Origin of the sequence: Haloechinothrix salitolerans (assembly GCF_042662605.1) — a bacterium.
Taxonomy (GTDB): Bacteria; Actinomycetota; Actinomycetes; order Mycobacteriales; family Pseudonocardiaceae; genus Haloechinothrix_A; species Haloechinothrix_A salitolerans.
In genome coordinates this window covers 3,358,394-3,372,400 of the sequence record NZ_JBHSXX010000001.1, presented here as the reverse complement: position 1 = coordinate 3,372,400, position 14,007 = coordinate 3,358,394, and the positions used below count along the sequence as shown (strand labels likewise).

12 protein-coding genes are annotated in these 14,007 nt (G+C 68.2%); 7 read left to right on the top strand and 5 right to left on the bottom strand.

Annotation, left to right across the window (positions count from 1 at the left end; all coding sequences use genetic code 11):
• Nucleotides 1-9: 9 nt before the first annotated feature.
• Nucleotides 10-1,350 (bottom strand): NlpC/P60 family protein, encoded by a 1,341-nt coding sequence (locus tag ACFQGD_RS16015; RefSeq protein WP_390183604.1) that lies wholly within the window; start codon nt 1,348-1,350, stop codon nt 10-12.
• Nucleotides 1,351-2,013: 663 nt separating this feature from the next.
• Between ACFQGD_RS16015 and acnA the strand changes: the two genes are divergently transcribed.
• From acnA to ACFQGD_RS15980, 7 genes are all read left to right on the top strand, one after another.
• A complete protein-coding gene (acnA, locus tag ACFQGD_RS16010) occupies nt 2,014-4,833 on the top strand; it encodes an aconitate hydratase AcnA (protein ID WP_345390553.1) in 2,820 nt (939 codons plus the stop codon).
• On the top strand, nt 4,830-4,964 hold the full coding sequence (locus tag ACFQGD_RS16005) for a hypothetical protein (protein ID WP_345390550.1): 135 nt from the start codon (nt 4,830-4,832) through the stop codon (nt 4,962-4,964). Before acnA ends, ACFQGD_RS16005 begins: the two co-directional genes overlap by 4 nt.
• Before the next feature lie 151 nt (nt 4,965-5,115).
• Entirely contained in the window at nt 5,116-5,679 is a 564-nt protein-coding gene (locus ACFQGD_RS16000) for a sulfite exporter TauE/SafE family protein (protein ID WP_345390547.1), read from the top strand.
• Nucleotides 5,680-5,821: 142 nt separating this feature from the next.
• Nucleotides 5,822-6,652, top strand: a complete 831-nt coding sequence (locus ACFQGD_RS15995; protein ID WP_345390544.1) for a L,D-transpeptidase — start codon at nt 5,822-5,824, stop codon at nt 6,650-6,652.
• Between the two features lie 18 nt (nt 6,653-6,670).
• Nucleotides 6,671-7,519, top strand: a complete 849-nt coding sequence (locus tag ACFQGD_RS15990) for a hypothetical protein (protein WP_345390541.1) — start codon at nt 6,671-6,673, stop codon at nt 7,517-7,519.
• Between the two features lie 370 nt (nt 7,520-7,889).
• Nucleotides 7,890-8,762 carry a L,D-transpeptidase gene (locus ACFQGD_RS15985; protein ID WP_345390538.1) on the top strand — a complete coding sequence of 291 codons (873 nt, stop codon included), beginning with the start codon at nt 7,890-7,892 and terminating at the stop codon, nt 8,760-8,762.
• A 15-nt stretch (nt 8,763-8,777) separates the two neighbouring features.
• On the top strand, nt 8,778-9,563 hold the full coding sequence (locus ACFQGD_RS15980; protein ID WP_345390535.1) for a hypothetical protein: 786 nt from the start codon (nt 8,778-8,780) through the stop codon (nt 9,561-9,563).
• 131 nt (nt 9,564-9,694) lie between these two features.
• Here ACFQGD_RS15980 and egtD read toward each other — a convergent pair whose 3' ends face one another.
• The 4 genes from egtD to ACFQGD_RS15960 are packed head-to-tail and all read right to left on the bottom strand — an operon-like array spanning nt 9,695 to nt 14,000.
• Nucleotides 9,695-10,663, bottom strand: a complete 969-nt coding sequence (gene egtD, locus ACFQGD_RS15975; RefSeq protein ID WP_345390532.1) for an L-histidine N(alpha)-methyltransferase — start codon at nt 10,661-10,663, stop codon at nt 9,695-9,697.
• Nucleotides 10,660-11,412 carry an ergothioneine biosynthesis protein EgtC gene (gene egtC / locus ACFQGD_RS15970; protein ID WP_345390529.1) on the bottom strand — a complete coding sequence of 251 codons (753 nt, stop codon included), beginning with the start codon at nt 11,410-11,412 and terminating at the stop codon, nt 10,660-10,662. The genes egtD and egtC overlap by 4 nt, the downstream gene beginning before the upstream one ends.
• Before the next feature lie 3 nt (nt 11,413-11,415).
• Nucleotides 11,416-12,759 (bottom strand): ergothioneine biosynthesis protein EgtB, encoded by a 1,344-nt coding sequence (gene egtB / locus ACFQGD_RS15965; RefSeq protein WP_390183617.1) that lies wholly within the window; start codon nt 12,757-12,759, stop codon nt 11,416-11,418.
• On the bottom strand, nt 12,753-14,000 hold the full coding sequence (locus ACFQGD_RS15960) for a glutamate-cysteine ligase family protein (protein WP_345390830.1): 1,248 nt from the start codon (nt 13,998-14,000) through the stop codon (nt 12,753-12,755). The genes egtB and ACFQGD_RS15960 overlap by 7 nt, the downstream gene beginning before the upstream one ends.
• Nucleotides 14,001-14,007: the final 7 nt, after the last annotated feature.

Genomic DNA, 14,007 nt, shown 5'->3' with positions numbered 1-14,007 from the left:
CCCGGCGGCTCAGCCGATCAGGCGCACCGCGTACGGGAGGATGTCGCCGTAGCGCACCGGAGTGACCCGCACGTGCATGCCGGACTGCGGCGCCTCGATCATCATGCCGTCGCCGAGGTACAGCGCGACGTGGTGGATGCCCGCGGTTCCCCAGAACAGCATGTCACCGCGGCGCATCTGCGACAGCGGCACCTTGCGGCCCGACTCGTACTGATAGCCACTGTAGTGCGGCAACGTCTTCACGCCGGCGAAGGCGTAGATCATCAGCCCCGAGCAGTCGAAGCCAATCTTGTTGTAGTCGCCGAAACTGTCGGCGACGCCGTAGTCGCGGATACCGTACGTCGGTCCCTGTGTGTTGCCGCCGCCCCACGCGTAGGGCACGCCGAGTTGCGACATCGCGCGCGAGATCACGGTCTCGACCGAGGGTGAGGCAGGCGCGGAGGATCCACCGCTCGGCGCTGGCGCGGTAGCGGCGGCCGCCTGCTGCGCCTGCTGGGCCTCCTCCTCGCGCTTGGCCGCCAGCCACTCTTGGTAGCGCTCGCGCTGGTTCTCGAGCCCCTTGACTTCGCGCTGCGCCCGGTAGAGCGCTTGCTGAACCGCTTCGCGTTCCTCACCGAGTTCCTCGGCGCGCGACGCCTGGCTGGCACGCGCGTCTACGGCGGCCTGGTACGCCTCGCGCGCGGCTTGCTTGGCCTGCTCCGCCTCGCGCCGCTTCTCCTCGGCGACCTCGACGGCCTTGCGGGCGGCGGCATCAGCGTTGGATTTCTTGACCCGGGCGGTCTGTAGATCGTCGAGGGCGTCGAGCTGCTTGGAGCTCACCGCTTCGAGTAGTTGCGCGCGCAGCAGTACTTCTTCGGGGCTGGACGAGGTGACGTAGGCGGACAGCGAGCCCATCTTGCTGCCCTGCTGGTAGCTGCCCGCGACGAACTCGTCGGTCTCCTCACGCGCGACGTCGACCACCCGCCCCGCCGTGGTAGCGGCCTCCCGCGCCCGCTTGGCGTCGCGCCGGGCCCGCGCGGCGGCGTCGGCGGCCTCCGCCGCGTCGACCCGCGCCTTGTTCGCGAGCTCAAGCTTGCGAGCGACCTCGTTCTGCAGGCGGGTGAGCTTGCTTTCCGCCTCAGCGAGCTGGTTGGTGAGCTGGCCAACCTCGCTGGCTCGCTCGCGCGCGGCTTCCTTGCTCTCTTTCAGCTCGGAGTCACTGGGGTTCGGGGGCGGCGGTGGGACGGCGACCGCGGGGGATGCTCCGAGCACGAACGCGAGACTGGCCGCGACCGCGGCGACCCATCCAGCCGCCGTAGCGGGTCTCCCCCCACCGCGCTGACGTTCGCCTCCCCGCAGCTGCGCTGACACGACGCTCCACCTCCCGGTCCGACGGCCCGTGCACGCTCACTTCCGCTGGTCGCACACCCTGCACTGCACCGGACTTGTCACTTCAGCAGGCTGAGACTGTCACATGCGGCGCATGTTCACCACTTGTCACGCGCGTTGGACAATGCCTCACGAGCCACATCTGTCACAGGCGCACAACTCACGCGGCGAACAACGACGGGCACCCCAGTGATCCGGGCGGCATGGCCATGGACCTGCGGGGACGCCGCGCCACGCGCGATCGACGTCGTCCGCCGGAACCGCTGGGCCGAACGGGTGTCGACGCCGCACAGCACGCGACGACCAGGGCACAACGGAGATCAAGATTTCACCCATCCGAGTGAGACCACGTCAGCCTGGACGAGGGTGCTAAATGACCCTTGCTCTCCGCGCCCAACGCGGCGAAGCGTCGTTCACCTCACACCCGCGCGCCCCATCTTGAAACCTAAACCGGACAGGCGTACTGTTTAGTGTGGGTGATCACGGTACGCGGCTCCCGCGTTCGCCGACGTCTCGCGGGTGCGCGAGACTCACGGCTACGAACCCGAAACTGGCTTCCACCGCACCCGTGAGGGCCGCCCAGCCACACGAGCGAGGGTCGCCCCACCTCAGAACTGGACACCGCCGAGCTCGATGGAGACAGACGTGACAGCACCGGCAAGCAAGGACACCTTCGGCGCCCGCGACACCCTCGCCGTGGGCGACAACTCCTATGAGATCTTCCGTCTCGACAGGGTCAAGGGCTCGCAGCGTCTTCCGTACAGCCTGAAGATCCTCCTCGAATGCCTGCTGCGCACCGAGGACGGCGCCAACATCACCGCCGACCACATCAACGCGCTCGGCGACTGGGACCCGAAGGCCGATCCGTCGACCGAGATCCAGTTCACGCCCGCCCGCGTGATCATGCAGGACTTCACCGGCGTGCCCTGCGTGGTCGACCTCGCCACCATGCGCGAAGCGGTCGCCTCGCTCGGCGGCGACCCGGACAAGGTCAACCCGCTCGCGCCCGCCGAGATGGTCATCGACCACTCGGTGATCATCGACGTCTTCGGCCGCGCTGATGCTTTCGAGCGCAACGTCGAGATCGAGTACGAGCGCAACCGCGAGCGGTACCAGTTCCTGCGCTGGGGCCAGGGCGCGTTCAACGAGTTCAAGGTCGTCCCGCCCGGCACCGGCATCGTCCACCAGGTCAACATCGAGCATCTGGCGCGCACCGTGATGGCCCGTAACGGCCAGGCCTACCCGGACTCCTGCGTCGGCACCGACTCGCACACCACGATGGTCAACGGCCTCGGCGTGCTCGGCTGGGGTGTCGGCGGCATCGAGGCGGAGGCCGCGATGCTCGGCCAGCCGGTGTCGATGCTCATCCCGCGTGTGGTCGGCTTCAAGCTGTCCGGTGAGATCCCGCCCGGCGTGACCGCGACCGACGTCGTCCTCACGATCACCGAGATGCTGCGCCAGCACGGCGTCGTCGGTAAGTTCGTCGAGTTCTACGGCGAGAGCGTCGGCCAGGTTCCGCTGGCCAACCGCGCCACGATCGGCAACATGAGTCCCGAGTTCGGCTCCACCGCCGCGATCTTCCCGATCGACGACGAGACCATCCGCTACCTCAAGCTCACCGGCCGCTCCGACGAGCAGGTCGACCTGGTCGAGGCCTATGCCAAGGAGCAGGGCCTGTGGCACGACGCCAGCCGCGAGCCGGAGTACTCCGAGTACATCGAGCTGGATCTGTCCACGGTCGTCCCGTCGATCGCGGGCCCGAAGCGCCCGCAGGACCGCATCGAGCTGACGGCGTCGAAGAACGCCTTCCGCACCGCGCTGCGTGACTACGTCACCGACGGCCAGGAGACGCCGCACACCAGCATGGACGAGGCCGACGAGGAGTCCTTCCCCGCGAGCGACGCCCCCGCGCTGTCCACCGCCAACGACAACGGCGCACCGGTCGCCTCCGCCGCGAACGGTGCCGCGGGCAGGCTGTCCAAGCCGGTCAAGGTCAGCACGTCCGACCGGGGCGAGTTCGAGCTGGACCACGGCGCTGTCGTGATCGCCTCGATCACCTCATGCACCAACACGTCGAACCCGTCGGTGATGCTGGGTGCGGCGCTGCTCGCCCGCAACGCCGTGGACAAGGGCCTGACGTCGAAGCCGTGGGTGAAGACGTCCATGGCCCCCGGCTCGCAGGTCGTCACCGACTACTACGAGAAGGCCGGTCTCTGGCCGTACCTGGAGAAGCTGGGCTTCCACCTGGTCGGCTACGGCTGCACCACCTGCATCGGTAACTCCGGCCCGCTCTCCGAGGAGATCTCGGGCGCGGTGCAGGAGAACGACCTCACCGTCGTCTCGGTGCTGTCCGGTAACCGGAACTTCGAGGGCCGCATCAACCCCGACGTGAAGATGAACTACCTCGCGTCGCCGCCGCTGGTCGTCGCCTACGCGCTGGCCGGGACGATGGACTTCGACTTCGAGAACCAGCCGCTCGGCACCGACTCGGACGGCAACGACGTCTACCTGCGTGACATCTGGCCCACCCCGGCCGAGATCCAGCAGACCATCGACTCCTCCATCACCAAGGAGATGTTCACCAAGGACTACGCGGACGTCTTCGACGGCGGTGAGCGCTGGAAGTCGCTGCCCACTCCGACCGGCACGACGTTCGAGTGGGACCCGAACTCCACCTACGTGCGCAAGCCCCCGTACTTCGATGGCATGGGAATGGAGCCGGAACCCGTCACCGACATCTCGGGCGCGCGGGTGCTCGCGAAGCTGGGCGACTCGGTCACCACCGATCACATCTCCCCCGCAGGCGCGATCAAGGCCGACTCCCCCGCGGGGCAGTACCTGCAGGCCAACGGCATCGAGCGCAAGGACTTCAACTCCTACGGCTCGCGGCGCGGCAACCACGAGGTGATGATCCGGGGCACGTTCGCCAACATCCGGCTGCGCAACCTGCTGGTCGACCCGGAGGGTGGCGTGCAGGGTGGCTACACCCGCGATTTCACCCAGGAGGGTGCGCCGCAGACGTTCATCTACGACGCCGCGCAGAACTACGCCGCCCAGGGCACCCCGCTGGTGGTGCTCGGCGGCAAGGAGTACGGCTCCGGGTCCTCGCGTGACTGGGCCGCCAAGGGCACGTCGCTGCTGGGCGTCCGCGCGGTGATCACCGAGTCGTTCGAGCGCATCCACCGGTCGAACCTGATCGGCATGGGCGTCATCCCGCTCCAGTTCCCGGAGGGCGAGTCCGCCGACTCGCTTGGCCTCGACGGCACGGAGACCTTCGACATCACCGGCATCACCCAGCTGAACCAGGGTGAGACACCCAGGACCGTGAAGGTCACCGCCACCAAGCAGGACGGCGGCACGGTGGAGTTCGACGCGGTGGTCCGCATCGACACGCCGGGTGAGGCCGACTACTACCGCAACGGCGGCATCCTGCAGTACGTCCTGCGGAACATGCTCCGCGCGTGACGGTTCCGCCACTCGCTGACGCGGACGTGAAGCGGGCCCACCGGCGGTCGCTGGTGCGGCCCGCTTCCGCGTACGCGGGGCGATCCGCCAGGGCCACGCGGCTGGCCCTGGCACTCGGCGGTGTCGCCTAGTGACCACGACACTGCTGGTCGCGGGGCTAGTGCTGCTGCTCGGAGCGCTCGTGCAGGGCGTCGTGGGCTACGGCATGAACCTCGTCGTCGCTCCCCTGCTGACGCTCATCGACCCGAGCCTGGTGCCGGTCCGCTGCTGCTCATCGCGTCGGTGCACGCGCTGCTCGCCGCGATGCGCGAACGCGGCCACGCCGACTGGCACGGCGTCGGCTGGGCGATGGCTGGACGTCTTCCCGGCATCGCGCTCGGCGTCGCCGTCGTCGCGTTGCTGCCGCCTGGCCCGTTCGCGGTGGCCGTCGCGCTGGCGGTGCTCATCTGCGTCGGCCTGTCCCTACTCACCTGGCGACCAACCCCGACACCGCGCTCGCTCCTTGTGGCGGGTGTCGCCAGCGGCACCTTCGGTACCGCCGCGGCGATCGGAGGTCCGCCGCTCGCCGTGCTCTACCAGCACGCCGCTGGCCCGACCATCCGCGCGACGCTCGCGGTGTACTTCGCGGTCGGCAGCCTCGTCTCCGTCGGCGGCCTCGCGCTCTCCGGTCAGGTGCACGGCGAACCGGCGCTGCACGCCGCGCTGCTGCTGCCGTTCCTGTTCGGCGGGTTCTGGCTGTCCACACCGTTGCGGCGGTTCATCGACGGCCGCTGGATGCGCCCCGCCGTCCTCATTGTCGCCGTCGCCAGTGCGATCGTTCTGTTCGGCCGCGCGCTGGTCGGGTAACGCCCGACACCCTCATCGCACCATCGAGTGAAGTGGTGAGTACCACTCTCACGATGTAACGTTTCGCACGTCGCGATGGATACACCAGATAACATCGGCCAATTCGGTATGGCCGCTGCCCTGACGAGGAAAGCCCACTTTTGTGACAAGCCAGGACAACTCTCGCACGCCACGGGGAGACAGTGCGTCGACGAGACTTGCCTACGTACTGACCGGCGTAGTGCTTGTCGCCCTTGGCCTGGTGGCGGTCCTTGTCCTCTCAGCAGGGGCTGATCCGGTCACCGGCAAGCCCGCCGCCAATACCAAGCCCGCCAAGCTCAGTTCACTGGTCGAATCGACTACGCACACCAGGCTGGACCGCGCCCCGCGCGACCCGCGCCCGCAGCAAGCGACCGAGGGCTGGATCGTGCGACCCACGAAGGTCATCGCGATCCACGACGCCCCTGGTGGGCGCACGTTCGGCAAGGTCGGCCCGAAACAGATCGGTGAAACCTGGCTACCGGTGATCGCGCAGCGCGATCAATGGACCCAGGTGCTGCTGCCGTCCAAGCCCAATGGCTCGACCGGCTGGCTTCGGAGCGCGCACCTGAAGCGCGAGTACACCCCCTACCTCATCCGCGTACACCTGTCCTCGATGCGGCTGGAGCTGTTCTTCGAGGGACGCGAGATGAACAGCTGGACGATCGGAATCGGAAAACCCGACACTCCGACACCCATCGGCCGTACCTTCATTCTCGGGTCTATCGTTGACCCCAACCAAAGGTACTCACCCATCATCCTTCCGCTCGGCGCTCACAGTGACACACTGGACAGCTTCGGCGGAGGCCCCGGAACGGTGGCGATCCATACCTGGCCAACCACCGACGTCCTGGGGACCGCGAGCAGTAACGGCTGCATCCGGGTCCCACGGGAGGCGCTCAACCAACTCACCAAAGTGCCACTCGGGACACTTGTCCTGGTGGATCAGGGATAACGCAAGAAGGGCAACCCTATGAGACCTCGTGCGCTGGCGGGCGCCGGAGCCACCGCGCTGGGTGCGGTGACGGCCATTGCCGCCCTCGTCATCGGGACCACGGCCGGACATGCCGAGACCGTTCCCTCCTCGGCTTACGGCATCGCGGCGGAAGGACCCGTGCCGATCGAGCCGATGCCTTATGTCGAGTCCACCGACGGCAGCAGGCAGGAGAACTCGGCGTTCACGCTGCCCGAGAACCCGCTGGTGTCACTGGAAGTGGCCAAGGTCGTCGCCGAAGAAGAAGCGGCGTCGGCCGAGCTGCTCAATCTCGGTCTCGTTCCCGGCGCAGAACTGCCCGAGCAGCTGTCCTCACTCGACGAGCCCCTGCAACAGCTCATGAGCGGCCTGGAACCGGCATGCCAGGCGGACAACCCCGCCGCGGCGGTCAACGAGGCGATTGGCGACGTGCTACCAGGCCAGATCGTCGACCAACTCGACCCGGAGCAGCTGTGCGCGAGCATCACCGCGGGCGAGACGCCGGCGCTGGTCAGCATCGAACTGGTGAAGGTCGCCTGTGACGCCACCAGCGGCTCCGTCGAGATCGCGAACGTCGCCATGCTGGGCCAACAAGTGCAGATCCCGCCGCTGGAGGAGGAAACTCCCATCCTCCCCGAGAACCCCCTAGTCACGATCACGGCCAACAAGCAGACCACCAACGACGACGGCTCGTTCACCGTCGTCGGCCTCGAGATCGACCTCGGTGACGGAACCGAGGTGATCACGCTCGGTTCCGCGACGTGTGGGTTCAGTGAGCCCGACGAGCCGGAGAAGCCGACCGCGCCGCCGCCCACCCCTGTCACAACGGGCCTCCCGGTGACCGGCTAACCCGGCGACGACTACCCAAACAGAAAGGTGCTTCCACCACACGGTGGGGGCACTTTTCTGCTGTTCTGACAAATCCCCGGATTCTTACTCAGCGTTAGCACAGTACTGATGTGCAGTGTTCACATAACAGTGGTTAACTTCGTTAAGCATTTTGTCACTCGATAGCGTGATATCGCGGCTCTACCATGCACGGAAGACGTACGGAAGTACGCCATCGGAGCTACCAAATACGCAGCGACACGCCCAGAGGGCCCCCTGTTTTGGTGCGTTCGGCGGCCGTGTACTGTGCTCCCATCCCACACGGTTTTAATGTCCCGACCACTTGGCACCGATCCCCACCGGGGCCACACAGACAAAGGGTTTCAGCAATTTGACCAACGACGAGTTCGAGTCCAGCAATGGCGCGAACGCTCCCGCGGCGAATGACGCCTCGGGGCGCGGCTGGAAATTCATTCTCATCTCCGCTGGTGCGGGCGTTCTCGCGGTAGCGCTCGTCCTCGGCGGCGTCATGTGGTTCAGTAGCGGCACCGCGGGTGATCCGCAAGCGGCGCCGCGGGAACAGACCGAGGCCGCCAGCGAGGTCGATCTCGCGGCGCTCACCGAATCCACGACGCACACGAAGCTCGACAACGCACCGATCGACCCCGCGCCGCAGGAAGTCACCGACGGCACCGTCGTGCACCCGAAGCAGATGACCAAGGTCTACGACGCGCCGAACGGCACCGCGTTCGCCAAGATCGGCCCCAAGCAGCTCGGCGACACCTGGCTGCCGGTCATCGCGACGCAGGACGGCTGGTCACAGGTGCTGCTGCCGTCCAAGCCCAACGGTGCGAGCGGATGGATCAGCGACGACGCCGTCGTTCGCGACACGACCCCGTACCTGATCCGCGTGCACCTAGGCTCCCGCACGATCGAGCTGCGCAAGGACGGCGAGCAGCTCGGCTCATGGCCAATTGGCATCGGCAAGGAGGAAACCCCGACTCCAACCGGACGGACGTTCCTGCTCGGCTCGTTCGTCGACCCGAATCAAGATTTCTCCCCGGTCATCCTCCCGCTGGGTTCGCACAGCGAAACGCTGGACACCTTCGGCGGGGGGCCGGGAACGGTCGCCATCCACACCTGGCCGACCTCTGACGTCTTCGGGACCAGGTCCAGCCACGGCTGCATCCAGGTTCCCAAAGACGCGCTCAATCGCCTCACCGAGGTACCACTGGGGACGCTCGTCCTCGTGGATCAGCACTGATAAGGAGTTCATTCAATGCGCAGATCTACCGCAGGAGCAGCAGCGGCGGCCATCGGTGCCGCTACCGCTGTGACGGCGCTTGTCATCGGCGCCACCACCGGTACGGCCGCAACCGGCGAGTCGTCGGCGTACGGCGTCTCCGCCAGCGGCATCGTCCCCGTCGAACCGACGCCGATGGTCACGTCCGACGGCACTGAGACGAAGTCGGACGAGCTCATCGAGGTTCCGGCCGAGCCGGCGCTGACGGCACGGGTGCTCGGTGTTGACGCCGGCGACAACACGGCTGCCGCCGAGGTCGCCGACGTTGTTCTCGGTGGCCAGCTCAACGCATCGCTCATCGAGGTGTCCTGCGAGGGCAACAGCGGTCAGACCACGATCGTTGGTCTTGAGGCCCCCGGCCAAGACTTCGAGCAGAAGTTCCAGCCGGAGCCGAACCAGAAGCTCCTGCCGGAGCCCCTCGAAGCCGTCGCGCAGATCACGCTGAACCGCCAGACCCAGAACGACGACGGCTCGTTCACGGTTGACGGTGTCGTGATCAACATTGCCGACAGCACACAGGAAATCATCGTCAGCTCGGCGACCTGCGCGGGTGATGGTGGTGCTGACGGTGGCGCTGACGACGGTGGCGTCGACGACGGCGGTGCCGACAACGGTGGCGCTGACAACGGCGGTGCTGACGGTGGCGCCGACGACGGCGGTGCTGACGGTGGCGCCGATGGCGGTGCTGACGGTGGCGCTGACGGCGGCCCGTCCGCCACGAAGCCGGCCCCGATCACCACGGGCCTGCCAGTGACCGGCTGATCCCAGCCATACCGGCTTACACGTCGAAGGCCCGCCTTCCGAGTACTCGGGAGGCGGGCCTTCGCTTTGTGTTCGGGTCGCACTAGACGCGCGGGCTGGGCGACTCGGCGCCCGCCGACACCGTCCGCGCGCTACACGGCCCGCGCCAGGACCAGGCTGAACCGGCCCGCGGCATCCGTCCAGCGAGACGTCTGCTCGAACCCCGCCTTCGCCAACTCGCCTTCGATCACTTCGGGGCGGAACTTCGTGGAGATCTCGGTGCGCATCTCCTCACCCTTGGCGAAGCGCACGTCGAGACCGAGTTCCGGCACGGTCACCGCCATGTCCTCGGTGGCGCGCAAGCGCATCTCGATCCACTCGTGCTCCGGGTCCCACACCGCCACGTGCTCGAACGCCGAGACGTCGAAGTCCGCGCCCAGTTCCCGGTTCAGCACGCGTAGCACGTTGCGGTTGAACTCGGCCGTGACGCCCTGCGCGTCGTCGTAGGCACGCAGCAGCACGTCGGGCGACTTGACCAGGTCCGCACCAAGGAGCAACCACTCCCCCGTGTCCAGTACGTCGCGCACCTCGGACAGGAACCGCGCCCGCTCGTCCGGCGGCAAGTTGCCGATGGTACTGCCCAGGAAAGCCACCAGCCGGGGCTCGTCGCCGTCGATCCGGTCCATGTGCGCGGTGAAGTCAGCGACGACGCCGTGGACGCGGAGGCCGGGGTAGTCGGCGGCGATGGCCTCGGCCGCTTCGCGCAGCGCGCTCTCCGAGACATCGAGGGGCACCATGTCGTGTAGCGTGCCCGCTTCCCGCAGCGCGTCCAGCAGCAGCCGGGTCTTCTCCGAGGAGCCGGAGCCCAGCTCGATCAGCGTCCTCGCCTGAGTGGTGGCCGCGATCTCGGCGGCACGGTCCGCGAGGATCTCCCGCTCCGCCCGGAACGGGTAGTACTCGGGCAGCGCCGTGATCCGCTCGAACAGCACGCTGCCGTCGGCGTCGTAGAACCACTTGGGTGGCAACGACTTCGGCGTCGACGTCAGTCCCTCCTTGACGTCGCGGCGCAAGCTCTGGCTGAGGTAGTCCGCCGTGAGATGAACCTCGATGGTGACTGTCATGCCGTACCTTTCGTCAGCGGGCGCACGTCGACGCCGTCCCGGTTCGCGACGACGAGCGAGCGGTCCGGCAGCACCGTCCACCCGTCGTCGTCGAGTGGTTCGGACGCGACCAGCACCGCACCGGGGTCTTGGCGCACCGCGAGGGCGTGTGTCCAGGTCGTCGCCACGATCGTCCTTCCGTCGGTGAGCAGCAGGTTCAGCCGCGAACCCGGCGCGGCCTCGCCGACCTCGGTCGCGACACCGGCCACCGCGTCCGCCATGTCCTGGCCCTCAGCGAGCCGCGCTCGCACCAGCTGCCAGAGCAGCGCGCTGTCGGTCGGCGCCGCCATGGTGAGCAGTTCGACCACCGACAGCCGTTCCGCGATCGTGGCGACCGAGTGCGGCCAGCCCGCGATGAGGCCGTTATGACTGAACAGTAGTCCGTCGTCGGCGAAGGGTGCACACGCTAGTTCGGTGACTGGCATGCCTGGAGTCGCCGAACGCACGGCTGCGAGCAGCGCGGTGCCTGTCACGCCGCGCGCGAGCTGGTCGAATCCGGGGTCCGCCCATATCGAGCACGCCTGGCGGTAGCGCAGCGGCTCCTTCTCGTCATCCGGATACCAGCCCACGCCGAAACCGTCCGCGTTGACGGTGCCGCCGCCCCGCATATCCCGTGGCGCCCAGCTTTGCGCCAGCAGCGAGTGCGGCCGATCCAGCACGGGGTCGGCGAGGCACAGCGGTGGGCCAAGGTAGGCCAGGTGTCTGCACATGGCTCAGCGCTCGCCGGCGGCGATGTCACGGGCACAGCGAAAGCCAGCGAATATCTGCCGCCGGATCGGGAAGTCCCAGTTGCGGAACGTGGCCCGGCAGGCGACGGCGTCCGTGCCGAACGACCCGCCGCGCAGCACCGCGTATTTCGTGCCGAAGAAGACCTCGGAGTACTCGCGGTACGGGAACGCGACGAAACCCGGATAACCGGCGAACGAGCTCGCCGTCCACTCCCAGACGTCGCCGATGAGCTGGTGCACGCCAAGCGGCGACGCGCCCGCGGGGTAGGCGCCGACCGGGGCGGGCCGTAGGTGCCGCTGACCCAGGTTGGCGTGCTCGGCGCCGGGATCGGCGTCGCCCCATGGATACCGGCGTGACGCGCCGGTATCCGGGTCCCACCGCGCGGCCTTCTCCCACTCCGCCTCGGTGGGCAGCCGCTTGCCAGCCCACTTCGCATAGGCGTGGGCCTCGTGCCAGGACACGTGCATCACCGGCTCGTCATCCGGCACCCGCTCGATGACGCCGAACCGTCGACGCCACCACGCGTCGCCGTCGGCCAGCCAGAACCGGGGCGCGCGGATGCCGTGCTCGCCGCGGTACGCCCAGCCGTCAGGAGTCCACCAGTGTGGGTCGTCGTAACCGCCCGCGTCGATGAACGCGGCGAACTGGCCGCACGTCACGGGAAACGCGTCGATCACGAACGTGTCGACGTCCACCTCATGCGCGGGCCGTTCGTTGTCCAGCGCCCACGGTTCCACTGAGGTACCCATGGTGAACCGCCCGCCCGGCACGATCACCTCGTCCGGCTCCGGATCCTCACCGCGCGGGGGTGGCTCCGGGGCGGACAACACCGGATCACCTACACGAAGCTGATGGGTGGCGAGCATGGTCTCGTCGTGCTGCTGCTCGTGCTGGGCGATCATGCCGAACGCGAAGCCGTTCGACGCCAGATCGCGCCCGGTCAACGCGGCGTGGGCGAGGACGTCGAACGCCTTGTCTCGCACCTCGGACACATAAGCGCGTGCCTCGGCGGGACCAAGCAGCGGCAACGCGGGCCGGTCCGCCCTCGGATGTTGGAAGGCGTCGTAGAGATCGTCGATGTCTGGCCGCAACGGCTGCCTGCCACCGACGTCCCGCACCAACCACAGCTCCTCCTGGCTGCCGATGTGTGCGAGGTCCCACACCAGCGGCGACATCAGCTTCGAGTGCTGGCGCACCAGGTCGGAATCGTCGACGACGTCGGTCAGCGCCCGCGTGCGGGTGCGGGCCGTCGTCATGGCCTCGGCGGCCCGTTCCTTCAACCGGGACTCGTCGACAGAGACCAACGGCGGGTTCGGCGCACTCACGATACTTCCTCCCTGCGGTGTGCTTTCCGATGCCACGATTCGGCCACCGCGGCCGTGCGCGGCGGTGCGAGACCGAGCCGGTCGATCCGGGTCATGGCGACGTCGACGAGCGACCGTGCGATCCGTGCCAGCTCGGGGTCGGCGAGCCCGGCCCGGGCCGCCCGCTGCCACAAGCCGAGCGCGGGCGCGCACCGGTCGAGGACGGCATCGGTCGTGGCGTCGTCGTGTAGCAGCGCGGCGAGCATCGCGACTGGGGCCAGCCACTGCCCGCGCGGCTGGGCGTCCAGGTAGCGCACCTCAAGGTGGCCGCGCGGGCGCACCGGCGTGAACAGCGTCGTCAGGTGGTAGTCGAGGTCGGCGTACGTTGGCCGCCGACCGCCCGCGTCGCCCCGTGCGATCCACTGCGCGAACGTCAGCCGTGGTGGCGCGTCCCACGAGCCGGTGTCATCGCGCAGCACCATCAGCGGCGTGTCCATCACCCGTCGCGCCCAGTCGGCGGCCGGATCGGGCGAGAGCGGCTGGGCCGCGGTCCGTGCCGGTTCGGTACCCATCACGGCGAGCCAGCGTGCCGATGCGTAGCCGGTGTCGCGTCCAAGGAGTCGCCGTGAGTTCGCGAACATCGCCAGCAGCGGCGGTCCCATCGCGTGCAGGGCGGCCCACCGACGAGCGAACTGGTGTGCTTCACCGGCGTCGAGACTGACCTGAATCGCCGCCGTGGCGCACATCATCGTGATGCCATCGCCGCCGCGGCGGGCGAACCGTCGCTCCATCGCCGCGTAGCGCGGGGTGCCGAGCACCCGTACCGGTGGCCGGTGCGGGTCGGAACCACTCGCGCCAAGCACGAGCCCGTACCTGGCTAGCAGGGCGGTGACGTAGTCGAGGTCCCGCTCGGCAACGTTGTCCACGACGGACAGGCTGTCGAGCGGCGGAGTGGAGATTTCCAGCTGTCCACCCGGCTCGACGGTGAGCACGGAGCCGGAAGGCAACGGCTTCGCGGGCGAGTCATCCCGCAGGGTACGGGGCGCGTGGGGGCCGATGGCGCTGGCGAGACGGCTGGGAGCGACGGGGCGAACGGGGTCGTGCCTGTGATGGACGGTGTACTCCAGTTCGACGCCAATCCGTTCCGGTGGGCCGTGCTTGAAACACACCGACGCGACATACGCCTCGCCTGCCGCTCTGTCGGAGATCACCTCCGCGGCGATATCACAGGGACGCTGGCACGTCGCGGCGGACAACTCACCCATCGCCGTC

Bases quoted from the DNA above. Each gene is read 5' to 3' on its own strand.
- ACFQGD_RS15990 (WP_345390541.1), top strand. From the start codon at position 6,671: ATGAGACCTCGTGCGCTGGCGGGCGCCGGAGCCACCGCGCTGGGTGCG.
- ACFQGD_RS15980 (WP_345390535.1), top strand. From the start codon at position 8,778: ATGCGCAGATCTACCGCAGGAGCAGCAGCGGCGGCCATCGGTGCCGCT.
- egtD (WP_345390532.1), bottom strand. From the start codon at position 10,663: ATGACAGTCACCATCGAGGTTCATCTCACGGCGGACTACCTCAGCCAG.
- egtC (WP_345390529.1), bottom strand. From the start codon at position 11,412: ATGTGCAGACACCTGGCCTACCTTGGCCCACCGCTGTGCCTCGCCGAC.
- ACFQGD_RS15960 (WP_345390830.1), bottom strand. From the start codon at position 14,000: ATGGGTGAGTTGTCCGCCGCGACGTGCCAGCGTCCCTGTGATATCGCC.